A 21,770-nucleotide genomic window follows, 5' to 3' on the forward strand; every position below is an offset into this window, starting at 1 on the left:
CTTACGGGGCGCGGATCCGGCCATTGTCATGGAGGTACGGCCGACGGGGAGCGTATGCGGATCCCGGCGCGGGCGGATTAGGCGGTACGGCGCATCCCGCACGTGTGGCCTCCGCTATTGAGCGCAATGCCGGGTTTGGTGGCGGTATTCGCTGGTTAGGTACGTGCGCCGATCCGCGGGAGCGGGCCGTGCGACTCGACGAGGAGTGTGATGATCGGTCCCGGACCCCGGCCGACCACGGCCAGGGCCCGGGGACCCGTCAAGCGGACCCGTGAGGCGTCCGGGCACCGGGGACGGGAGCGGCGGCCGGTGTTCCCACCGGCCAGCGCCGCAGTGCCGCGCGCAGCCGGGCGGTGTCCGGGGCGTCGGCGGCCCAGGCGATATGGGCGTCCGGGCGGATCAGCAGGGTGGTGCGCAACGGTCCCGCGGGCGCGGCGAGTCGGAGCCACGGTGTCTCCGGCACCGGGCGGCCCCGGGTGACCAGCACGAAATCGCCGCCGCGCAGCACCTCGTACAGCCGCTGCCCGTCCGCGAGCCGCAGGTCGGGCGCGCGGCGGCCGGTGAGCCGGTGGCTGCCCCACGGCGCCGGGTAGGAGATGCCGATACCGGAGAGCAGACGCTCCCCCACAGCGGTGAGCGAGTTCGCCCGGGAGGCCAACGGCAGGACGAGGTCCCGCAGCCTGCCCGCGGGGCCGTTGCGCGGGGCGTTCAGCACACCCCGGGTGATCGCCCCGGAGACCCGCAGCGCCTGCTTCCCCACGGGGTGCCGCTCCCGCTCGTAGGAGTCGAGCAACGACGGCCCGGCCCGGCCCCGGACCACCGCGGCCAGCTTCCACCCCAGGTTGACGGCGTCCTGAAGCCCCGTGTTCATCCCCATGCCGCCGGCGGGCGAGTGGACGTGCGCCGCGTCGCCCGCCAGCAGTACCCGGCCCTCGCGGTAGCGCACGGCCTGCCGCTCGTCGCTGTGGAAGCGCGAGATCCAGCGTGGGTCGTGCATACCGTGGTCGGAACCGAGCACCCGGTGCAGCAGCCCGGCCAGCTCCTCGGCCGACACCGGCGCGTCGTCGGGCCGGTCGTCCCCGGCGATCCGGCCGATCGCCCGGTACCAGCCGTCACCGAAGGGCACCAGGGAGGCGAAGCCGTGCGCGTTGGAGTTGGTGGTCACCGCGTCGGGCGGCACGTCCTTCAGCCGGACGTCGGCCAGCATCACCGAACGCACCACCGACCGGCCGGGGAAATCGATCCCGCACAGCCGCCGTACCGCGCTGCGCACCCCGTCGCACCCGACCACGTACCGGGCGCCGAAGGTGCCTCCGCCGGTGGTCTCCACCTCGACGCCGTCGGCGTGTTGCCGCAGTGCCACGACCTCGGTACCCCGCACGATCCGCGCTCCGGCGGCGAGCGCGCGCCGCTCCAGCAGCCTCTCGACGTGGTACTGCGGGGTGATCAGCACGAACGGGAAACGGGTGCGCAGCCGGTGCAGACGCAGTTCGAGCCTGCCGAAAACCCCCACCACGGGCGCCGTTCTGCCCAGCGCGACCAGTTCGTCGGCGAGTCCGCGCGCGTCCAGCACCTCCAGGGTGCGGGCGTGCACCGCGAAGGCGCGGGTCGTGCCCGCGTCGGCGTGCTCGCGCCGCTCCAGCAGGGTGACCCGCACCCCCGCGGCGGCCAGGTCCCCGGCCAGCAGCAGGCCGGTGGGCCCGGCTCCCACCACCAGTACGTCGGCGTCCTCCGTCATGCGGACCCACCCGCCGGCGTCGTGGCCTCGATCATGTGCTGGTAGGAGTCGACCGGCCGTACGTCCCGCACGACGAGGCCCGACCGCTCCACGAGCCCGAGCAGTCCGCTCCGGGTGTGCTTGCGCCCGCCGACGGTGAGGAGCATCCGCAGATCCATGGCGGTACTGAACCGCTGCCCCGGCCCGTCGTCGACGAGGTTCTCCACGATGATCACCCTGGCTCCGGGGCGGGCCGTCCGCACGACGTTGCCCAGCACGACGGCCGCGTTCTCGTCGTTCATCCCCAGGATGTTCTTGAAGACGTACGCGTCGACGCCGGCCGGGACCTCCACACGGCAGTCGCCGGCCAGCAGCCGCACCCGGTCGGCGAGTTCCCCGCCGTCGCGCAGCCGGGCGTCGGCGCCCGCGACCACGTCGGGCCGGTCGAACAGGATCCCCCGCAGGCCCGGACGGTGCTCCAACAGGGAGGCCAGCAGGAAGCCCTGTCCGCCGCCGATGTCGGCGACGGTCCGGGCACCGGACAGCGGCAGGGCGCGCGCCACGGCCGCGGCGGACTGCCTGCTCGCCTGGGTCATGGCGCGGTCGAACACCGCCGCCGACTCCGGCCAGGCGGCGTGCACGTGGTCGAAGAACTCCCGGCCGTGCAGATCGACGAACACGTCCTTCCCGGTGCGCACCGACTCGTCGAGACGGCCCCACAACTCCCAGGTCCACGGTTCGGTCATCCACAGCACCAGCTGGTCGAGCGGGTCCGGGGCGTCCGCGCGCAGCAGTCGCGAGACCTCCGTGTGGCCGAACCGGCCCTCGGAGTCCTCGGTGAAGACCTCGTGGCAGGTGAGCGAGCGCAGCAGGCGCCGCAGCGCGTCCGGATCGGCGCCGACCACCGTGGCGAGGTGGTCCGCCGTCGCCGGGGCGCCGCCGAGGGCGTCGGCGAGGCCGAGCTTCACGGCGGCGCGCAGCGACGCCGCACAGCTCGCGCTCAGCGCGCGCTCCAGCAGTCCCAGGACCTGCCGTTCGGTGGACGTCTCAGTGGTCACGGTGCAGAACCTCTCTGTCGGGGCAGGCCGCGGCCGTGCCCGGGAAGTGGGCGTCCAGGACCTGCCGGACCCCGTCACGCCAGGACGTCTCGCACGCCCCGGCGATGTTCCTGCGGCGGCCGGCGTCGAACGCGACGACGGCGCGGGTGACGTCGCTCTGCCTGAACTCGACGGGAACACCGGTGATTCGAGAGACGTAGGTCATGAGTTCGCGCACGCCGACGACCTCGTCCCCTCCCCAGTTCACGACGGTCGCCGGGGTCCGGGCCGCGGCCCACAGCCGTGGCACGTGCCGTGCGATGTCGTCGGTGTGGATCGGGGAGCAGTGGTGCCCGCCCGCGCGGGGTACGGCGATCGGTTCACCGGCGAGCATCTGCCGGTGGAGGATGACCGGGAGGCCGCCGTGCCCGTGCGGCCCGTATGCGACGTTGAGCCGCGCGATGGTGGTGGGCAGACCCAGCGTGACGGCGAGCGCCCGCACGGCGCCCTCGGTGGCCAGCTTGCCGACCGGGTACGTCGGCAGGAACGCCGACTCGGTCCCCAGCGGATCGGACTCGGTGTACCGGTGGCCGGGTGCCTGGGGCGCGTAGACCGCGCTGGTGGAGACGTAGAGGAAGGCCTCGGCGCCACGACAGTGGGTCATCAGGCGGCCGGTGGCGACCGAGTTCACCGCCACCACCGCCTCGAAGTCCCCGGTGCCGCGCTCGACCGCCGCGTGCAGGACATGGGTGAAGTCGTCGGGGACCCCGTCGAGTCCGTCCCGGGTCATGTCCCAGCGCCAGGTGCGTATCCCCCGGCCCCGGAAACGGCGTTCGGGTTCCGGATCCGCGAACCGGCCCAGGCACCACACCTCGTTGTGCTCCGCGAGCCGCTCGGCCACGGTGCGCGCCACCAGCCCGGTCGCCCCGGTGATCAGGATCTTCTTACCGGCTAGCACGAGGATGCCCCGCCTTCCCCGAGCGCCCGGTCGAGCTCGGCCCGCAGCACCGACTGGAAGACGGCCACGTGCTTGGGCCCCATGAGGGTGTAGTGCTCACCGGGCACGTCGAGGTACCGGGGCGCCTCGCGGGTGAAGTCCGCCCAGCGCTTCAGCTCGTTCTCCAGCCAGTCCTGCTTGCTGCCGCGCAGCGGGACGGCGTAGAAGACGCTCATCCCGGCGACCTCGCCGGACGGCCGGTAGGTCCGGCCGAGGCCGGTCAGGCCGTCGGCGAGATCCGCCCATGCGGTGAACCGATCCAGATCCAGGTCGAGTTCGGCGAGCCGCTGCGGGGGAGCGAGATCGATCAGACGCCCGAGCTGCTCCTGCCTGCTCAGCGGCCTCAGTTCGGCGGGCAGGGTCTTCGCCCGCGACTTGGGGATCAGGTCCAGGAACATCGCCAGGTTGACCGCGGTCTCGACGAAGTCCAGTTCGTCCATGCGGTATTTGATGTGCGGGGGCAGGTTGAAGCTGCCGAGGAAGTCCACGCGCTCGCCCTCCGCCTCCAACAGCTTGGCCACCTCGAAGGCCACCGCCGCGCCGAAGGAGTAGCCGGCGATCGCGTAGGGGCCGTGCGGCTGTCTGGCGCGGATCGCGTCCGTGTAGGTGCGTGCCATCTCCGCGAAGCTCTCGAACGGCTTCTCGCCCGGGCCGAACCCGCGCGCCCTGAGGGCGTAGAAGGGCCGCTCGTGGACGAAGTACTTGGCCAGGTTCACGAACACGAGCACCTCGCCGACCCCGGGGTGGACGCAGAACAGCGGTGTCTTGTCCCCGCTGGTCTGCAGGGGGACGATCGGGTCGTACGGGGCGGGCGCACCGCCGGGGCCCGCCTCGACGCGCGCGGCCAGCTCGCGGACGCTGGGTGAGGTGAGGATCGCGAGCACCGGCAGATCCGTGCCGGGGTAGCGCTGGGCGACGAGGCTCCTGAGGCGCAGGATGTCCAGCGACGTGCCGCCGAGGTCGAAGAAACCGGCGGTGGCGCTGATCGCGGCCGGGTCCACCGAGAAGAGCTCGCCGTACAGCTCGGCGAGGGTCTCCTCGACCGGCCCGGTGGGAGCGGTGTGGCCGCCGAGTTGGCGGGTCACCAACTCCTCGATCTCCTCCTGGAATCGCGCGTACTCGCCCGACTCCAGACGGCGTCGCATGAGCGGACGCGGGACCTTGCCCAGGCTCGTCTTCGGGAAGGCGTCCTTGGGGAGCGGCAGCAGCAGCGACGGACGGAATCCCCAGTGCAGGACGACGCTGTTCCTGACGGCGATGATCAGGCGGTGCAGCGCCGCGTCGTCGCCGGCCACGTCGGGGGTGACCGCGAAGGCGACGGCGAGCTGCTCGGTGTCGCTGCTCCGGGGGCGGGTCGGGAACGCGGCGACGAAGGACTCCTCGATGCCGTCGAGGTCCTGGAGCACCGACTCGAGGTCGTGGCTGTAGTAATTGACGCCGTTGACGATGATGCTGTCCTTGCTCCGGCCCACGAGGGTGAGCCGTCCTGCGTCGAGCCGGCCGAGGTCGCCGGTGCGGAACCAGCCGTCCGCCGAGAAGGCGGCCCGGGTGGCCTCCTCGTTGTTCCAGTACCCGCCTGTGACCATCGGCCCGGTGAGCTGTACCTCGCCGACCTCGCCCGCGGCGAGGGGCAGGTCGCCGCCCTCCCGCGCGATCCGGATCCGCAGCCCGCTCACCGGCCGCCCGACCGAGGCGAACTCGGCGCCGCGGTCGGCGTCCGGGAACTCCCGGTTGTAGATGCTGCCGGCGCAGGTCTCGGTCATGCCGAACGCGGGCCACAGGGCTCCTCGGCGCAGTCCGTACGGGACCAGCCGGTCGAGGAAGCCGACACCCGTGGCGACCGGGTTCGCCTCGCCGCCGGAGACGATGTGCCGCAGGCAGGACAGGTCCCAGGACGGCGGCGAGGGCAGTTCGTCGACCGCCTTGTTGATCAGGCCCAGCAGGAAGTTGGGGGTGAACGTCATCGTCACCCGGTGGGCGTCGACCAGCTCCAGGAAGCGCAGGGGGTCGGCCAGCACCGACTCCGGGGAGGTGTGCAGCTGCACGGCCCCCACGGACAGCGGCAGCAGGTGGGTCTCCAGCAGGGCGGCGACATGGTCGTACGAGATCCAGTTGAGGGTCACGTCCCGTGCGGTGAGCGACTGGGTCCCGGCCTTCGCCGCCATGGAGGCCAGCAGGTTTCCGTGGGTGAGCCGGACCGCCTTGGCCGCGCCGGTCGAGCCGGAGGTGAGCACCAGCAGGGCCACGTCGTCCGGGGCGACGGCGGTCACCGCGACGGTGCGGGCGTCCGTGCCGGCCGCGGCCGGGGCCAGGTCCTCGACCGTGGTCACCGACAGGCCCTGGACGGTGGGGAGTTCCTCGCGGGTACGGCTGTCGGTGACGACGAGCGGACCGTCGAGCAGGGCGTCGACGTGGCTCAGCTGCGCCGCCCAGCGCTGTGGGTCGTTGCGGGTCGGGACCAGCGGGCAGACGGTGAGGCCGCCGAGGAGGCAGGCCCAGAAGGCCGGCAGGAAGTCCTCGGGCCGCTCCAGCAGCAGCGCCACGACCCGGCCCGGGCGGACGCCCGCTTCCCGCAGGGAGCCGAGCAGCCGGAGCGACTTCTCGAGGAGCTGAGGGTAGGTGCTCAGGGTGTGGTCGGGGGGCCGCTCTTCCGAGCAGTAGCGCAGACCGTGCGCCGGGAACCGGTCCGCCGCCCGCAGCAGCAACCCGCCCAGCCCGAAGCCCTCCGCGCCCGCCGCGGTCTCGTCCGTGCACACGACGTCGTGACCGGCAGGTATTACCTGGCTTGTCGTCATGCCGCCGAACGTAGCCAGCGGTCGGCGCGCACCGTGGGCCGTTGCCTCCGAGGAGACATGGGGCGGAGACCTAGGAGACCTGGGAGGCCTGGGAAACCTGGGAGACCTCGGGGCGGGGAGACGGGACGCCGCACGCCCGGGGGACCGGTGTGGTCCTCGGGGCGTGCGGCGGGGTGGGACAGGCCCGGTCCCGCTGAGGCCGGGAAGGCTCAGTTACGGGGGAGGCCCAGGAGCGTGATGATGCTGGAGAAGACGGAGACGTCGTTCTGTACGGCGGTGATCAGGACCCGGTGCTGACCGGGCTGGTCCGTCGGGAAAGGGTCGGTGTGGATCCAGCAGGGTGCGTCGAGTTCCGCGTAACGGGCGAAGACCACGTCCATGGCGAGTGTCGCGGCCGGCTGCTGCACCGCCGTGTGGCTGGCCTGGCGCGCCGCCTCGAGGAGCAGCATGCCGGGGGCGTGGTCGACCGGGTGGTCGAAGAGCACGGGGTGGTTGAGGTCGACGCGCATCTGGTGACGCCGGGGCGAGTCGGTCGGTGAGAGGACGACGTCGGCGAAGTCTCCACGGGCGACCTGGGCGGGCGCGGCCGGTGGGGGGAGCGGCAGCGCCCGGGCGATCGCGTCGTCGAGGTCGGCGTAGGCGCCCCGCAGCCGCCGGTAGACCGCGGGGGCGTGGTTGGTGAACCGGGTCTGGGCGGTGCCGACCTGGACCCCGTCGCGTACCACGTCGACCTTCATCAGCATGGAGGCCAGACGGCCCATGCGCCGGACGACGTCCTGGCAGGTGACGCGGAGTTCGACCGAGGTCGCACCGGCGGTGGTGGCCAGTGCGGCGGGGGTCAGCGCGAAGCTGAAGTGACTCCATGACTGGCGGTGCCCCATCGGGGCGTCGTAGGCGGCGTGGCTGAGCAGCGGTATGCACTGGCGGATCGACTCGGCCAGCAGCATGGGGTCGTGCAGGCCGTGCCGCGGCCCGTAGAAGCCGTGTTCCTGCGGCCAGTCGGCGTGGACGGTGAAGACGTCGGTCCCGTTCTGGCACCACTCCGTCAGCAGTACTTCCGAGGTGGTGAGCTTGTGCACCTGTTCCTGGGTCACCGGCGCCCAGGTCGGGACGGTGGATTGGACATGCTGGATGGTGCTGGTCATACGGATTCCCCCTGAGTCGTATGTGAGCGCTGCAGCTGGCGACCACAGCTCCCTAAACATAAAGAGGGCTCTGTTTTTTTGGACTCAAGGACAGGTAAAGGGTCGCCCATGGGTCGATCAAGTGATGTGAGGGGGTACCTTCCGCATATGTGACGGTCTCCCATGGGGGTGTGGTGGCTGATCGGCGCGCTGGACACCCGGTGGGCTCGTGCGTAACCTTGGAAATATTAACCAAGAGAGTGCTCTGTTTATTTGGTATGGAGGTCCAGTGGCGCAGCATCAACAGGAGCGTGCCGTGCGGACAAGGGCGGCTCTCATCAAGGCGGCCGCGGAGGAGTTCGACCTCGCCGGGTTCGCCGGCACGAGTACCACGAAGATCATCAAGCGGGCCGGGTCCACGATGGGAGCCCTGTACTTCCACTTCGGCTCCAAGGAGGGCGTGGCCAAGGCGGTCATGGCCGAACAGGCCGCCGACCTGCCGGAGCTGGTCGGCCGGAGCGGACTCCAGCACCTGGTCGACCTCACCCTCGAACTGGCCCGGGAGCTGCGCGGCAACGTCCTGCTGCGCGCCGGTGTGCGGCTGGCCGTCGAGCAGGGCGCGTTCGGCATCCAGGACGACACCGCCTACCAACTGTGGATCACCCGGTTCAAGGAGGAGCTCATCGTCGCCGACGCGCTCGGCGAACTGCGCGAGGGCGTGGACCCCGCCGGGTTCGCCCGCGTGCTGGTGGGTGCCTACAGCGGAACCCAGTTGCTGTCCCGGATCAGCACCGGCCACGAGGACCTGCTGGAGCGGATCGCGGAACTGTGGCGGTACTTCCTGCCCGCGATCGCCACACCCGAGGTGATCGCCACGCTCGAGTTCGAGACGCGGGGACCGGGGACGGCGAAGTGAGGCCGTGGACCGTCGCGGTCACCGGCTCCACGGGCTTCATCGGCTCCGCGGTGCTGCGACGGCTGGCCGAGGGCACGGCTCCCGGCGGAGGGCCGCCGCGGGTGCGTGCGCTGGTCCGCGGCGAGAGTGCCGGAGGGCCGGACGACGGCGTGGTGGAGCGGGTCCGGGCGGACATCACCGACGCGGCATCGCTCGAGCGTGCCCTCGAGGGGGTCGACGCCGTCGTGCACGCCGTCTCGTACGTCGGAGGCGATGCCCGGCAGTGCTGGTCGGTGAACCTGGAGGGCACCGCCGCCGTCATGGCGGCCGCCCGGGAGGCCGGGGTCGACCGGATCGTCCACTTCTCCACGGCCGCCGTCTACGGCGCCGGCCCGCACCGTGGCATCGACGTCGACGAGGTCGACGCGGATCCGGTGTCCGAGGCCAGCCGCAGCCGCCTCGCCGCCGAAGGGCCGGCCCTGGCGGCCGGCGCGCTCGTGCTGCGGCCCAACCTGGTGCTCGGCGAGGGGGACCGCTGGGTCGGTCCGGCCTTCGCCGAACTCACCCGGCGTGTCCCGCCCGAGTGGGACGGCGGCGAGGCGTTGCTCTCCCTCGTGGACGTGGACGACCTGGCGCGGCTCGCCGTGGCCGCCGTCACCGCCGGTACCGCGGTGCGGGGTGTGCATCACGCGGTGCATCCCGTCCCGGTGACCAGCGGCCGGCTCAGGAGGGCCCTGGCCGGACACGGTCTCGCCGAGCCCGCGCGCGGCGACGCCGACTGGGCGCGGTGCGTCGCGCTGCTCGCGAGTACGCAAGGCCGCTGGGGACAACGGCAGTTGGAGCTGCTCGGCAGGGACCACTACTACCGCGGCGACCTGGTCTGGGAACTGCTCGCCGTGGACCCCGGCCCGGGCCCACTGGCGCGCCTGGCCGCGGCGGCCTCCTGGTACCGGGACTTTTGCGGCGTCTGACACGCCCTGGGTCTGTGGCCTGATCCGATCGGCGGACCCCAGGGTCCACCTGACGTCACGTGGCGCGATCCGCCTGCTTGCGTAGCGGACCTCTCTGTCGGAATAATATAGAGCGATCTCTTTCATTTGCGTCCGCGGCTCGGCCGGCGTCGACCGCGGGGCGGTCGGTCGGCCTCGGATCTTTGGAGGATGCATGGCAATGCAGGCCAGGGCGGCGCGTACGCGCGAAGCTCTCATCAGGGCCGCGGCCGACGTCGTGGACGACAAGGGCTACAACGGGGCCACCCTGGTCGCGATCAGCAAGTCCGCCCGGGTCTCCATGGGGGCGCTGACCTTCCACTTCGCCAGCAAGAGCGAACTGGCGGAGGCCGTGGTCGAGTACGCCGCGGCCCTGGCCGGCGAGTGGGTCGCGGGCGCCGTCGCCGGGCAGGCGTCCCCGCTGCGGGCCGTCGGGGGGCTGCTGCAGGCGCTCGCTCGGCTGCTGGACGAGGACGTCGTGGTGCGGGCCGCCTCGCTGCTGGCCCGGGAGCGGCCGGACATCGTCCCGGCGTGGCACTCCTCCTGGATGTCGACGCTGTGCCGGCTGCTCGACGAGGCCGAGGCGGCCGGGGAGTTGCGGCGCGACGTCCGGCCTCCCGCGGTGGCGGCACTGGTGATGTACCTGCTCACCGCGGCCGAGGTGCACCCGCGCACCGCCCCGGGGCAGGAGCGTTTCTGGGGTGCGGCGGGCGCCATGGCGCGCCTGTGGCCCTTCGTGTGCGACGGCATCGCCGCGGCGCACGCCTGAAGCGGGGAGACCGCTCCCTCTTTCTTTGCCATCTGTGTACTCGATCGGACTTCAACTGAGTAGAAAAAAAGAGAGCTTTCTGTATTCTTCTTGTCGTAGGGCCTACTCGGCCAGGAACCGTACGGGGGAGAGTGAGGACCGGGTGAGAGATACAGAGACGGCACAGCGGGATGTCCGCAGGGCACTCGCGCGCGAGGTGCACGACCGGATCGGCAGCGGACTGGCGCTGGCCTTGCGCCGTCTGGACATGCTGGAGACCACGGCGGCGGGGGCCGACCCGGACGCGGCCGCCCGTCTGCAGCAGGTACGGGCCGCCGTCGTGGACGCGCTGTGCGCGACCCGGCAGGTGACCTCGGCGCTACGGGACTCGCCGCCGACGGTCGCCTCCTTCTCGATCGAGGACGCGCTGCGCGGCTTCGTACGGGCGATGGAGATCAGCGAGCCGCGGCTGGACCTGCGGGTCGAGGGCATGGACGGCCTGCTGCCCGCCGCCGTGGCGGAAGCCGTGTTCCTCGCGGTCCGCGAGGCGATGCGCAACGCCGTGGCCCACGCGCGCGCCCGGCAGGTCGCCGTCCACATCACGTGGGACGCCGAAGAACTGCATGCCTCGGTCGCCGACGACGGGGACGGCTTCGACCCCGCCACCGTCGGCCAACGCCGTTCGACCAACGGACTGCTCGGCATGCGGGAGCGGATTCAGGCGGCCGGTGGTGTCACCACGATCACCAGCGCGCCCCGGCGAGGCACCCGGATCACACTCTGGGTCCCGGTCAAGGAGAGGAACACCCGCCATGCCTGACACTCCGACCCGCACGCTGATCGCCGACGACCACACCCTCCTGCGCGAGGCGATGGTCGAACTCCTGCAGGGCGAGCCCGACATCGAGGTGGTCGCTGATGTCGGCGACGCCCGTGCGGCCGTGCGGGCCACGGCGGAGCTGCGACCCGACGTCGCGCTGCTCGACGTACAGATGCCGTACAACGAGGACCCGGGAGCCACCGTGCGCCGGCTCCTGGAGCGTCGGCCGGGGCTGCGCATCATCGTCCTGAGCGCGGACGACCACCCGGCGCTCGTGCGCGAGCTGCTCGACCTCGGAGTGCGGGGGTATCTGCACAAGAGCGCCAGCCGTCAGTCCCTGCTCGCGGCAATCCGGGAGCGGCCCGGCAGCGGGCGCACCGTGGTCACGGTGTCGATGCCGCCGTTCGCCGCTCCCGCGCAGGGGGCCGCCCAGCGGGCCGGCCTGATCTCCGAGCGCGAGACGGAGGTGCTCGCCCTGGTTGCCCAGGCCCTGAGCAACCGGCAGATAGGTGCCCGGCTCGGCATCACCGAGGGCACCGTCAAGCGTCATCTGCGGAAGATCTTCGACAAGCTCGACGCGGTCTCCCGGCTCGACGCGGTGAACAAGGCGGTCGCGCTCCAGCTCATCCGCCCGCCCGGCAAGCACTCCCTGCCGATGGCCGGATGAGATTCTGACGCACCGTCCGCTCGGCCCTTGCCGGTTGCCCGGCAAGGGCCGTTGGCGAATCGCCGTTCGGTGGTACGGCATGAGTGGTACGGCATGAAGGGACCGCCGGCTGTCGGGCCGGCGGTCCCTCGGGGCGGTCGGCCCGCGGTCGGGTCAGCCGAGTTCGGCGGTGGGCAGCGGCTGCCGGCGGGCCCGGTCGAGGGCGGCGAGGACCGTGGCGGCACGGAAGTCGGTCAGGGCCGCGTAGAGATGGCCGTCGGGGCGGACGACCGCCGCGACCGGGTGGCGGCCGAGCGCCGCGGCAAGCGGCCCCTCCGGGCGGCTGGGCGCCTCGGCCACCTCGGCACTGTCGCCGACGGCCTCGTGGATCGCCGTGCAGGTCGCGCGCCAGCCGGCGGGCACGGCGCGGCCGGCGTGCAGCAGTACGGCGTACGAGCGGCCGGTGATCCGGGTCCAGGGGGCGCCGGACAGGACGGGTTCCTCGCCGAGCAGGAGCGGAAGCCGGTCTCCGGGGGCCGCCTTCGGGCCCCCGAGGGAGGCCTTCCGCGTGGTCGGGCCCCGGTAGCCCGAGGTGAGCTGGCCGATGGCCGGCGCCAGGGTCCGCTGCAGTACGCCGGTGCGGCCCGCGGTCCGTACGGCGGTGTCGCGGAGCGCGAGTTGGGCGGGTTTGGTCAGGGCTCCCCAGCGGGTCTGCAGGGAGGTGGACCGGGTCACCGTGTGCACCGCCGGGCGGCGCTCGGCGTCGTAGCTGTCGAGAATCGCCTCGTCGAGGGTGCCGCGCAGGACGCCCGCCAGCTTCCAGCCCAGGTTCGCGGCGTCCAGCAGGCCGGTGTTCATGCCCTGCCCGCCCGCCGGGCTCATGAGGTGGGCGGCGTCGCCCGCGAGAAAGGCCCGGCCGCGGCGGAAGCTCGGCGCGCTGCGGACATGGACCTGGAAGACCGTACTGAAGCGCAGCTCACCCACCTCGACGCCGCCGGGGGCGCGGTCGGCCACCACCTGCTGGAAGAACGCGCGGCTGGGCGTGGTGCCGGCCATTTCGGGCGGCACCGCGACGGCGATGCGGTGGACGCCGGCGGAGACCGGGGCGAGCCCGAGGCCGCCCTGGGCCGTGTAGCAGTAGCTCACCAGGTCCGCCGGTATCTCCCCGGCCAGTTCGGCGTCGGTGATGGCGAAGTTGATGGGCAGTTTGGAGCCCTCGAACGTGAGGCCCAGCTCCTTGCGCACCGTGCTGTGCGCGCCGTCCGCGCCGACGACCCAGTCCGCCTCGACCTCCTCGGTCATGCCGTCGGGCAGAGCGAGGCACGCCCTGGCGCGCGGCCCGGTGGCGTCCAGCGTCCGCAGCCTCACCCCGCGCTCCACCTTGCCGCCGAGTTCCGACAAACGGTGCTCCAGGAGTTCCTCGGTGCGGTCCTGGGGCAGGCCGACGGCGAACGGATAGGGGGTGTTGTCCAGGCGGTTCAGCCAGGCCGTCGCGAGATGACGGCGGTCCGAGTAGTACGCGACGCCCTGGATGCGGTGCCCGCTGTCGACCAGGCGGTCGGCGACGCCGATCCTGCGCAGGAGTTCGAGCGGGCGTGGCCAGATGGTGGTGGCCCGGGAATGGGCGGAGTGGTCGCGTTCGGCGTCGACTATCCGGACGGGGACGCCCTGACCGAGTAGTTCACAGGCGATCACCAGGCCGATCGGCCCGGCGCCGACCACCAGCACGGGGTTGACCTTGGACATGTGCGCTCTCCCAGCATTTCGGATACTCGCACCGGCCGATGGGCACGGGCAATTCCGGACGCTAGTTCTTCGGTGCCGGACAAGGCGCGCGTATTGCCCGAACGTGCCGCCGCCCGGAAACGAAAGTAACACCCCTGCCTGGGTAAATGATGGAGAGTGCCTCCAAGGAAACACTCGCCGGACCGGAAGAGGAATGTACGGACCCGGTTCCCGGTCCCTAACTTTGAATTGCCATGGACACCGGCAGTTTTTCAGGAGGAAGAGAACCATGAGGGATCCGTCCCCGAATACGTCCCACAATCCCGTCGTAAGTCTTGTCACCGTCGTGCTCGCGGCGCTGCTGCTGCCGATCTCGCTGACCGGCGCGTCCGTGGCCATACCCGGTGTCGCCGCCGACTTCCACAGCAGCCTGGCCGCCGACCAGTGGATCGTGAACGGCTACGACCTGACCTTCGCCGGCTTCATGCTCGCCTCCGGTGCCTTCGCCGACCGGTTCGGACGCCGCAAGGTCTTCGTCCTGGGCACCGTCGTCTTCACGCTGTGCTCGCTGGTCTCCGCGCTGTCCGGCAACATCGCGCTGCTGGACGCCTCGCGGATCGTCGCCGGTGTCGGCGCCGCCGCCATGCTGACGTCCGGCAGCGCCACGCTCGCCCAGGTCTTCGACGGACCCGCGCGGGCCAAGGCGTTCGCTGTCTTCGGCACCACCGTGGGCGTGGGCATGGCCTTCGGCCCGTTCGTCGCCGGCACCCTGTCCACCCACTTCGGCTGGCGGTCCGTCTTCCTGGTCCCCGCGATCGTGGGAGCGCTGGTGCTCGTCCTCGCCACCCGGCTGCCGGAGACCCGCGACCCGCAGGCGGGCCGTGTCGACTGGGCCGGCACCATCACCTTCAGCGGCGCGCTGACCGCCCTGATCGCCGCCCTGATCGAGGGCTCCGCGCTCGGCTGGACCTCCGCCTTCAACGTGGCCATGTACGTCGTCTGTGCCGTGCTGCTGACCCTGTTCATCGCGGCGGAGAAGCGGCAGGAACGGCCGATGTTCGACCTGGGCCTGTTCCGGCAGCCGCAGTTCGTCTCGCTGTGCGTCGGCGTGGTCGCCCTGGTCCTGGCCTTCACCCCGCTGCTGGTCTACCTGCCCAGCTATCTCACCGCCGTCAACGACCAGACCACGATGCAGGCCGGCGTCGACATGCTGATGCTCACCGTGCCGACCGTCTTCTTCCCGCTGATCACCGGATACCTGCTGCGCTGGATCCCGGTCCGCCACATGGTCACAGCCTCGGTCGGTCTGACCGCGATCGGCACGGCATGGCTGACGGTTCTGCACCCCGGCATCAGCAACTGGGCCGCGCTGGGCCCGTACGCCGTCATCGGCATCGGGATCGGCGTCTCCTTCGGCGTGATGGACGGCGCGGCCGTCTCCAGCGTGGAGCCGGAGCGGGCCGGAATGGCCGCGGGCATGTTCAACACCATGCGCCTGGCGGGCGAGGCCATCGGTATCGCGGTGGTCGGCTCACTGCTCGTCAACTTCACCCGGGTGGAACTCGGCAGCAAGCTCGACGCCTTCGACGGCCGGTACGGCGGCAAGCCGGCCGAGCTGGCGAACGCACTGAACCAGGGCCAGCTGTCCGGACCGGAGTCCTCCGTGCCGGCGAGTGCGCGCGAGGCCTTCCACCAGGTCGCCACCTCCGCCTACACCGGCGGTCTGCACACCGCGCTGTGGATCATGGCCGGCTTCTGCGCCGCCGCGACGGTGCTGGTGGCGGTCGTCGGCGCCAAGTCCCGTCCGACGGCCTCCGCGGCCGAGTCCGCGCCGCAGGCCGAGCCGGAGAAGGTCGCGGCCTGACTCACCGGCGGAGCGCCGGAGTGACTCACCGGCAGGGTGCCGGGGCGGGGACGGCGGACTGCCTGTCCCCGCCGCATCGAGTCGAAGACCACCGAAACGAACGAGGGAGATCATCATGAGCCAGCTGACCGTCGAACGAGTCCGTGAGGCCTTCGCGGCCCTGGCGTCCGGGGACCGCCGGACCATGCTCGAGTACTGGGACGAGGACGTCACGTTCGAGATACCCGGCAACCACGCACACGCCGGCCGGCACGAGGGGCTGGACGGCTTCCTCGCGTTCCTCAAGACGGTGGGCGAGCTGTCCGGAGGGACCTACACCGCCGAGAACGTGACCATCATGGTCAACGCCGAGGACGGGTACTCGGTCGACGTCAACACCAACCGGGCGCTGCGGGCGGGAGCGCCCGAGGACAGCACCTCGCCGTACGACCTGCTCGACGTGACGGCGCTGCACCTCCTGCACTGGCGGGACGGCCGCATCGTGGAGGGCCGCGGCGTCATCCTCGGCGACGGCTGCTCGACCTCGGCCCTGTGGTGGTCCCCGCTGAACCCGGACGGCTCCCGGCGCGGGGTCTGACCCCGTACCTCCGGAGCGCATCCGGACCCGCGCATACGACTTCGGGCCTTCCCCAGCTGGGGAAGGCCCGAAGTCGTATGCCCGGCGGACCGGTTCAGATGCCACCGCCCACCGTGGTCAGACCGCCGTCGACGACCAGGGTCTGACCGGTCACCCAGGAGGCGTCGTCCGAGGCCAGGTAGGCGACGGCCGCGGCGATGTCCTCCGGGGTGCCCAGACGCCGCAGCGCGTAGTCCGCGGTGAGCCGCTGCTCGCGGTCCTCGTAGAGCTTCGACGCGAAGCGGGTCTTGACCACGGCGGGGGCCACCGAGTTGACGCGGATGTGCGGGCCGAGCTCCTGGCCCAGTTGCTCGGTGAGGTGGATCAGCGCGGCCTTGCTGGCGCCGTAGACGCCGATCCCGGTCGCGGGCTTCAGCCCCGCCACGGCCGTCATGTTCACCACGCTGCCGCCGTGCTCGCCCATCCACGCCTCGCGGGTGCGGCGCAGCCAGCCGAGTGCCGCCAGCACATTGACGTCGAACACCTTGCGCCAGGCGGACTCCTCCAGGTCGAGGACCGGGCCGAACACCGGGTTGATCCCCGTGTTGTTGACCAGGACGTCCAGCCGCCCGAAGGCCGCCAGCGTCCGCTCGACGGCCTCGGCCCGGTGGGCGTCGTCGTCCGCCTTGCCGGCAACGGCAATGGCGTGCCCCGGCCCGCCCAGGCGCTGTACGGCCTCGGCCAGTGGCTCGGCCGAGCGGGCCGTGAGGCAGACCCGGGCGCCCTCGGCGACCAGGCGTTCGGCGACGGCGTAACCGATGCCCCGGCTGGCCCCGGTGACCAGAGCGACCCGGCCTCGGAAACGAGCGGGGGAGACGGATGTGCTCACGATGGTGCCCTCCAGGGGGTGCGACATGGGTGTGACATGGGTGTGACCTGAGTGCGGACAGACCGATGACGACCGCGCGGCACCGGCCGGCGGTCGTCCAAGAGGTTCTGAGGGGTTCTGAGGGCGCGGGGAGGGGAGGCCGGGGGTCCGCGGCCTCCCGGACGGGGGGCGGACGGGCGGCGTTGCGTTCCCGGGCGGAACCGGCGGGCCGGATCTCGACGAATCCCCTCCCCGCGCCCTGCCGATGCTACGGACATACGCGTTGACCAGGACATTCCCTCTTGGAGGAGTGCCCCATGCCTCCGAAGCGGCATGGGGCGGGACCCGTCGGGGCACTCCGGTCACAGAGCCAGATAGCCGCCGTCCACGGGTACGGCCGCTCCGGTGATGTACGAGCCGGCGTCCGAGGCGAGCAGCAGCAGCGCCCCGTCGAGTTCGCCGAGCCGGCCGGCCCGGCGCATCGGGGTGCGGCGCTCCACCCAGGCCCGCCCCTTGTCGCTGCCGAGCATCGACTCGGTCATCTCCGACCAGAACCACCCCGGGCACAACGCGTTGACGCGGACGCCCCGCGCGCTCCACTCGGCGGCCAGCTCCCGGGTCAGGTTCACCACTCCGCCCTTGGAGGCGGTGTACGCGGCCTGCGGAAGGCTGCCACTGGCCACCATCCCGTAGATGGAGGCGATGTTGACGATCGAGCCCCGGCCGTGCTCCAGCATGCCCCTGCCGACCGCCTGACTCAGCGCGAACACCGCCGTGAGGTTCAGCGCCACGATGGAGCTGAAGCTCTCCACGGTCTGCGTCTCCGCGGGAACGGTCTCCGTCAGCCCCGCGTTGTTGACCAGGATGTCGATCGGGCCGAGTTCCCCGGTGACGGTGCGCACCAGGCGCTCGCGGTCCTCGGCCGAGGTCACGTCGCCCGGCACGGCGAGCGAGCCGGGCAGCTGTGCGGCGAGTTCCCTCAGCGGGCCCTCGCGGCGCGCGACCAGGGCCACTTTGGCGCCCGCCGCGCTGAGCAGCCTGGCCACATGCGCGCCGATGCCGCTGGAGGCGCCGGTGACCACGGCCACCCGGCCGTCCACCCGGAACACCGCGGTCGGGTCCTCGACGGGGGCGGTCGGGCCCCCGGCGGGCGGGGTCGGATTCGTCACGGGTGGGTCACCTCCACGATCGCGGCGGACCAGGTGAACCCGGCGCCGGCACTGAGCAGGACGAGCAGGTCGCCGGGCCGTACCTCGACCCGGTCGAGCAGGTCGGACAGGTTGGCGACGGCGTCGCCGGCGCCCAGGTGGCCGGTGTCCGTGCCCAGTTGGACGACGGGCGCGGCGCACACCTCGCGAAACGCCGGCTCGTAGGCCTCGGCCATGATGTGCCGGGCGAGCCGGGGCAGCGCCGCCGCGCGCAGCCGCCCGTCGTCGGCGTCGACCCCGGCGTCGCGCAGGGCCTGTGCCACCACGGAGGTGACGGCGTCGCGCGCGATCGGGCCGAACGGCAGGGCCGGGTTGGCCGTGAGGAACTCCTTCTTGGCGAGCTTCGGCAGCAGCGTCTTGACACCGCTGGTGGGCGCCGGGCTGAACGGCGCGTCGCCGCGGTGCATGCCCTCCAGCACCGGGGCCGCCACGGCCGCCGCCGACAACAGACGGACGGAACGGCCGTGCGGGGCGCGGTCGACCAGGACCGAGGTGGCGCCGTCGCCGTAGCAGACGCCGTAGTCGCCGCCCCAGCGGTCGAAGCCGGGCTGCGGGAAGCAGTCCGCCGTGGTCACCAGGGTCGGGCCGGCCGCGGGTGCGGCGAGCAGCCGGCAGGCGGCCTGGACGACGGCGGCCAGCCCGCCGTTGCACATCTGCTGGATGCCGACCGGCTCCGCGGCCACCGCGCCGATGCGCTGGGCGACATAGTGCGCCGGGGACCAGAACTCGTGGCCCTGGTGGTACGTCCACGCGTGCAGCAGCTGGCTTATCCGCCGAGGTGGGGTGCCGGATGCAGCGAGGGATTCGGCAGCGGCGAGCGCGGCCAGCTGGACCGGTGCGAGGGTGCTGGTGCGCAGTGCCGTGTAGCCGTACCGCTCGGCGTTCTTCTCGTCGATCAGCAGACCGGCGACCGCGTCCGACACGGGCTGGGCGTGCTCGCCCAGCGCGTGGACAGGGGCGTTGAGGTGGACCGGTACGTCAAAGCGCATCGCCGGCTCCGGTGGCATGGGCCTCGGCCAGACGGACCCGCATCCGGGCGACGGTCTCGTCCTGCTGGACGAAGTCGGTCTCGGTCCACCGGCCGCCGTCCACCGGGTCGCACAGGCGCCGCGTGACGACGGTGATGTCGCTGTCCAGCTCGGCGAAGCGCAGATACTCGGCGGCCAGGTACTGCGGGTGGCACACGGCCGGGGACGGGTCCCGGCCGTCGGCCGCGAGCAGCAGCGCGGCCTGCCGGGCGGCCTCCATCATCACCGGTCCCGGCAGATGGTCCTGGGCGTGCTCGAACATGCTGGGATGCGTGGTCGGCACGCGCAGTCGCGCGCGTACGGCGCCGTCCGCCACGTCGGCGTTCTCCAGGACCACGTTCTCCGCCTGCTCCCGGCCCACCAGCCGGGGCGGCGGGGCGACGCCGTCGGTGCGGGCGGGCAGGGTGTCGGACATGGGCGGCGGTGTGGCGCGGTGGCTCATGCGCAGCTTCTCGTACACGGCGTCGGGGCGCTGCGCGGTGTCGACGGTGACGACGCCCACCTGTCGGCCGCCGACCACGACCCTCACCCGGTGCACCACGCGGGAGATGGTGTCCTGGTACTTCTTGGCGAGCTCCACGGTGCCGAGCAGGAGCAGGTCCAGCGCGCCGCGGACTCTGAGCGGTTCGGGGTCGGTGATCTCCAGGGACGCGGTGGCGGTGATGGACTTGGTGTCGTGGCTCGCGTCGTGCTGCAGGTGCATCGCGCACAGCAGCATCTGCCGCACGCTCTCGAACACCGCGAGCGGGTCGTGCATCGCCGGATGGGCGGTGTGGTCGCCGTAGTAGAAGTGGCGCGGCGGCAGTTGGGCCGCCGCCCGGAAGGTGTTCTCGTCGACGGACTGGAAGTCGGTGAGGAACACCTCGGAGATCGCCGAGCGGTGCACGAGCCGGCGGGACAGCGTGCGCTGGGTGGAGAGGACCTCGGCCGCCTCGGCGGTCTGGGCGGCCTTGACCAGGCTCTGTGTGGACATGTCGGGCTCCTTCGCGGTACGTCGGGGGCGGGTGGCGGGGCTCAGAGGGCGACCGGGGCGGCCGCGTCGAGGAGGCGGGAGACCTGGCGGGCGGCCTGGTCGGCGTCGTGGAAGTGCACGGCCTGCCAGCCGGCGGCGATCGCACCGGTCACGTTCTTCTCCAGGTCGTCCACGAGCACGCACTGGTGCGGCTCGAGTCCGGCCCGCTTCGCGGCGAGTTCGAAGATCTGGGGGTCGGGCTTGCGGCTGCCCACGGCGTGGGAGAGGACGATGTCGTCGAAGTTCGAGTCGTCGATCATGAAACGGCGGTGACGGTCCCACGACGGCGGCAGGTTCGAGAGCAGTCCGACGAACGCGCCCCGGCTCCGGAGGGCCGTGAGGTGCGCGGCCCAGGCCTGGTTGGCGGGGCGCCCGGCGAACCAGCGGTCGCCGAAGTGCTGCAGGTCGGCGACGACCCCGAAGGTGCCGCCCAGGACGTCCTCCAGCTCGCCGGACCAGGTGGCCTCGTCGATCAGCGGGATGTCTATGGCGCCCATCGGGTCGGTGCCGTACTTCTCCCCGACCAGGCGCATCGACTCCTTGAGCGCCCACACCGGGACGCCGACGCGGTCCGCGAACTCGTTGAAGGTGACGTCGACCGGCGGGGTGAGCACACCGCCGAAGTCGGTCCACACGGCCAGGGACGGGGCGGGGGTGGGGTTGGTGAGAGTCATGACAGTCCTTGGGGCGAGTAGTCGGGTGGTCGGAAGACGGGTTCGGGTCACAGGCGGTAGAGGAGCCCGCCGTAGTACCAGCCCGAGCCGACCGCGGTGGACAGCACCAGGTCGCCGCTGCCGACGACGCCCTTCTCGGCGAACTCGGACAGCGCGATCGGGATCGAGGCGCAGCCGGTGTTGCCGCGCTCGGCGAAGTTGGTGAGGAACCTGGCCGGCTCCAGGTCGAGGCCGTCGCGCACGCCGGCGTGGATGGCGTTGTTGCCGGGGTGCGGCACCAGCCAGTCGATGTCCGAGGTCTTCAGGCCGTTGCGGGTGAGGACGTTGTCGGCGACCTTGAGGCTGGAGCGGACGGCCAGGTCGATGAGCTCCGGCTTCGGACGCAGGAAGCCCTCGGGGGCGCGGGCCGCGACGGTGTCGGCCTCCGAGGCGTCGCAGTCCAGGACCGAGTCGAGGAGGCCGCTCGGGTCGTTCGGGTCGCCCTTCTCCAGGACGACCGCGCCGGCCGCGTCCCCGAAGACCAGCTGGCCGCGGGTGCCGGGGCGGGCGCGGCGGGTGAACCGGTCGGCGGCCACCACCACGGCCCGCTTCCAGCCGGGGTGGGCGGTGAGCATCGAGGCGGCGGTCTGCACACCGTGCACGAAACCGGTGCAGGCGCCGCAGACGTCGAAGGCGAGGGCCCCGTGGGCGCCGAGCGAGGCGGCCACCCCCGGTGCTATCTCCGGTATCCACTGTCGGTCGGTCCAGTTGGCCAGGACCACCAGGTCGAGGTCGCCGGCCTCGCGACCGGCGTTCGCCAGGGCCGAGTTCGCGGCCTGGACCGCCATGAACTCCAGCGTCTCGTCCTCGTCGGCGACATGGAGGCCACGCACGCCCAGCTCGGCCGAGGCCTCGGGCGGATAGGTGCGGCCGTCGATGGTGACCTCGCCCTCGTGGCTGCGGTGGTGGCGGGGGAAGTAGTGGCCCAGTCCGGCGAACTTCAGACCTGATCCGGTCCAGGTGCGGCCTTCGGTGCGAGCGTGCATGATCGGTCTCCTTGGGTGTGTGCGTGGGTGGGTGGGAGCGGG

19 protein-coding genes are annotated in these 21,770 nt (G+C 72.1%); 7 read left to right on the top strand and 12 right to left on the bottom strand.

The window, feature by feature from the left end:
- Positions 1-259: 259 nt before the first annotated feature.
- From ACIPK3_RS03055 to ACIPK3_RS03075, 5 genes are all read right to left on the bottom strand, one after another.
- A complete protein-coding gene (locus ACIPK3_RS03055) occupies positions 260-1,738 on the bottom strand; it encodes an FAD-dependent oxidoreductase (RefSeq protein ID WP_402566111.1) in 1,479 nt (492 codons plus the stop codon).
- Positions 1,735-2,775, bottom strand: coding sequence for a methyltransferase (locus ACIPK3_RS03060; RefSeq protein WP_402566113.1), 1,041 nt, complete (start codon positions 2,773-2,775; stop codon positions 1,735-1,737). Before ACIPK3_RS03060 ends, ACIPK3_RS03055 begins: the two co-directional genes overlap by 4 nt.
- Entirely contained in the window at positions 2,765-3,712 is a 948-nt protein-coding gene (locus ACIPK3_RS03065; RefSeq protein WP_402566115.1) for an NAD-dependent epimerase/dehydratase family protein, read from the bottom strand. The genes ACIPK3_RS03060 and ACIPK3_RS03065 overlap by 11 nt, the downstream gene beginning before the upstream one ends.
- Complete coding sequence (locus tag ACIPK3_RS03070) at positions 3,706-6,546, bottom strand: AMP-binding protein (protein WP_402566117.1); 2,841 nt, start codon at positions 6,544-6,546, stop codon at positions 3,706-3,708. The genes ACIPK3_RS03065 and ACIPK3_RS03070 overlap by 7 nt, the downstream gene beginning before the upstream one ends.
- 209 nt (positions 6,547-6,755) lie before the next feature.
- On the bottom strand, positions 6,756-7,691 hold the full coding sequence (locus ACIPK3_RS03075; RefSeq protein ID WP_402566118.1) for a ScbA/BarX family gamma-butyrolactone biosynthesis protein: 936 nt from the start codon (positions 7,689-7,691) through the stop codon (positions 6,756-6,758).
- Positions 7,692-7,959: 268 nt separating this feature from the next.
- On the opposite strand from ACIPK3_RS03075, the gene ACIPK3_RS03080 reads away from it, so the two are divergent.
- The 5 genes from ACIPK3_RS03080 (at position 7,960) to ACIPK3_RS03100 (ending at position 11,789) form a co-directional block, all read left to right on the top strand.
- Positions 7,960-8,586: a ScbR family autoregulator-binding transcription factor gene (locus ACIPK3_RS03080; protein WP_402566120.1), complete on the top strand. Its 627-nt coding sequence runs from the start codon at positions 7,960-7,962 to the stop codon at positions 8,584-8,586.
- Positions 8,583-9,536, top strand: a complete 954-nt coding sequence (locus ACIPK3_RS03085; RefSeq protein ID WP_402566122.1) for an NAD-dependent epimerase/dehydratase family protein — start codon at positions 8,583-8,585, stop codon at positions 9,534-9,536. Before ACIPK3_RS03080 ends, ACIPK3_RS03085 begins: the two co-directional genes overlap by 4 nt.
- A gap of 193 nt (positions 9,537-9,729) precedes the next feature.
- Entirely contained in the window at positions 9,730-10,323 is a 594-nt protein-coding gene (locus tag ACIPK3_RS03090; protein WP_402566123.1) for a TetR family transcriptional regulator, read from the top strand.
- A gap of 142 nt (positions 10,324-10,465) precedes the next feature.
- On the top strand, positions 10,466-11,122 hold the full coding sequence (locus ACIPK3_RS03095) for a sensor histidine kinase (RefSeq protein ID WP_402566124.1): 657 nt from the start codon (positions 10,466-10,468) through the stop codon (positions 11,120-11,122).
- On the top strand, positions 11,115-11,789 hold the full coding sequence (locus tag ACIPK3_RS03100) for a response regulator (RefSeq protein WP_402566126.1): 675 nt from the start codon (positions 11,115-11,117) through the stop codon (positions 11,787-11,789). The genes ACIPK3_RS03095 and ACIPK3_RS03100 overlap by 8 nt, the downstream gene beginning before the upstream one ends.
- A 153-nt stretch (positions 11,790-11,942) precedes the next feature.
- Here the strand turns inward: ACIPK3_RS03100 and ACIPK3_RS03105 are convergent, their stop codons facing one another.
- Positions 11,943-13,514 carry an FAD-dependent monooxygenase gene (locus ACIPK3_RS03105; protein ID WP_402566127.1) on the bottom strand — a complete coding sequence of 524 codons (1,572 nt, stop codon included), beginning with the start codon at positions 13,512-13,514 and terminating at the stop codon, positions 11,943-11,945.
- Positions 13,515-13,782: 268 nt separating this feature from the next.
- On the opposite strand from ACIPK3_RS03105, the gene ACIPK3_RS03110 reads away from it, so the two are divergent.
- Together ACIPK3_RS03110 and ACIPK3_RS03115 are read left to right on the top strand one after the other, a co-directional pair.
- Positions 13,783-15,357, top strand: a complete 1,575-nt coding sequence (locus tag ACIPK3_RS03110; RefSeq protein WP_402566129.1) for an MFS transporter — start codon at positions 13,783-13,785, stop codon at positions 15,355-15,357.
- A gap of 115 nt (positions 15,358-15,472) precedes the next feature.
- The gene (locus ACIPK3_RS03115) at positions 15,473-15,934 is read left to right on the top strand and encodes a nuclear transport factor 2 family protein (protein ID WP_402566131.1); all 462 of its coding nucleotides are present in this window, start codon (positions 15,473-15,475) and stop codon (positions 15,932-15,934) included.
- A gap of 94 nt (positions 15,935-16,028) precedes the next feature.
- Here ACIPK3_RS03115 and ACIPK3_RS03120 read toward each other — a convergent pair whose 3' ends face one another.
- The 6 genes from ACIPK3_RS03120 to ACIPK3_RS03145 form a co-directional block, all read right to left on the bottom strand.
- Positions 16,029-16,829 (bottom strand): SDR family oxidoreductase, encoded by an 801-nt coding sequence (locus ACIPK3_RS03120; RefSeq protein ID WP_402566133.1) that lies wholly within the window; start codon positions 16,827-16,829, stop codon positions 16,029-16,031.
- A 314-nt stretch (positions 16,830-17,143) separates the two neighbouring features.
- On the bottom strand, positions 17,144-17,950 hold the full coding sequence (locus ACIPK3_RS03125) for an SDR family NAD(P)-dependent oxidoreductase (RefSeq protein ID WP_402566135.1): 807 nt from the start codon (positions 17,948-17,950) through the stop codon (positions 17,144-17,146).
- Positions 17,947-18,978 (bottom strand): 3-oxoacyl-[acyl-carrier-protein] synthase III C-terminal domain-containing protein, encoded by a 1,032-nt coding sequence (locus ACIPK3_RS03130; RefSeq protein WP_402566137.1) that lies wholly within the window; start codon positions 18,976-18,978, stop codon positions 17,947-17,949. Before ACIPK3_RS03130 ends, ACIPK3_RS03125 begins: the two co-directional genes overlap by 4 nt.
- The gene (locus tag ACIPK3_RS03135; protein WP_402566139.1) at positions 18,968-19,990 is read right to left on the bottom strand and encodes an AfsA-related hotdog domain-containing protein; all 1,023 of its coding nucleotides are present in this window, start codon (positions 19,988-19,990) and stop codon (positions 18,968-18,970) included. Before ACIPK3_RS03135 ends, ACIPK3_RS03130 begins: the two co-directional genes overlap by 11 nt.
- A gap of 41 nt (positions 19,991-20,031) precedes the next feature.
- Entirely contained in the window at positions 20,032-20,703 is a 672-nt protein-coding gene (locus ACIPK3_RS03140) for an HAD-IA family hydrolase (RefSeq protein ID WP_402566140.1), read from the bottom strand.
- A gap of 47 nt (positions 20,704-20,750) precedes the next feature.
- On the bottom strand, positions 20,751-21,728 hold the full coding sequence (locus ACIPK3_RS03145; protein WP_402566142.1) for a ketoacyl-ACP synthase III: 978 nt from the start codon (positions 21,726-21,728) through the stop codon (positions 20,751-20,753).
- Between the last annotated feature and the right edge of the window lie 42 nt (positions 21,729-21,770).

This window comes from Streptomyces sp. NPDC086787 (genome assembly GCF_044745865.1).
GTDB lineage: Bacteria > Actinomycetota > Actinomycetes > Streptomycetales > Streptomycetaceae > Streptomyces.

Bases quoted from the DNA above. Each gene is read 5' to 3' on its own strand.
- ACIPK3_RS03145 (WP_402566142.1), bottom strand. From the start codon at position 21,728: ATGCACGCTCGCACCGAAGGCCGCACCTGGACCGGATCAGGTCTGAAG.
- ACIPK3_RS03105 (WP_402566127.1), bottom strand. From the start codon at position 13,514: ATGTCCAAGGTCAACCCCGTGCTGGTGGTCGGCGCCGGGCCGATCGGC.
- ACIPK3_RS03110 (WP_402566129.1), top strand. From the start codon at position 13,783: ATGAGGGATCCGTCCCCGAATACGTCCCACAATCCCGTCGTAAGTCTT.
- ACIPK3_RS03055 (WP_402566111.1), bottom strand. From the start codon at position 1,738: ATGACGGAGGACGCCGACGTACTGGTGGTGGGAGCCGGGCCCACCGGC.
- ACIPK3_RS03115 (WP_402566131.1), top strand. From the start codon at position 15,473: ATGAGCCAGCTGACCGTCGAACGAGTCCGTGAGGCCTTCGCGGCCCTG.
- ACIPK3_RS03135 (WP_402566139.1), bottom strand. From the start codon at position 19,990: ATGTCCACACAGAGCCTGGTCAAGGCCGCCCAGACCGCCGAGGCGGCC.
- ACIPK3_RS03090 (WP_402566123.1), top strand. From the start codon at position 9,730: ATGGCAATGCAGGCCAGGGCGGCGCGTACGCGCGAAGCTCTCATCAGG.
- ACIPK3_RS03070 (WP_402566117.1), bottom strand. From the start codon at position 6,546: ATGACGACAAGCCAGGTAATACCTGCCGGTCACGACGTCGTGTGCACG.
- ACIPK3_RS03120 (WP_402566133.1), bottom strand. From the start codon at position 16,829: ATGTCGCACCCCCTGGAGGGCACCATCGTGAGCACATCCGTCTCCCCC.
- ACIPK3_RS03075 (WP_402566118.1), bottom strand. From the start codon at position 7,691: ATGACCAGCACCATCCAGCATGTCCAATCCACCGTCCCGACCTGGGCG.
- ACIPK3_RS03140 (WP_402566140.1), bottom strand. From the start codon at position 20,703: ATGACTCTCACCAACCCCACCCCCGCCCCGTCCCTGGCCGTGTGGACC.
- ACIPK3_RS03130 (WP_402566137.1), bottom strand. From the start codon at position 18,978: ATGCGCTTTGACGTACCGGTCCACCTCAACGCCCCTGTCCACGCGCTG.
- ACIPK3_RS03100 (WP_402566126.1), top strand. From the start codon at position 11,115: ATGCCTGACACTCCGACCCGCACGCTGATCGCCGACGACCACACCCTC.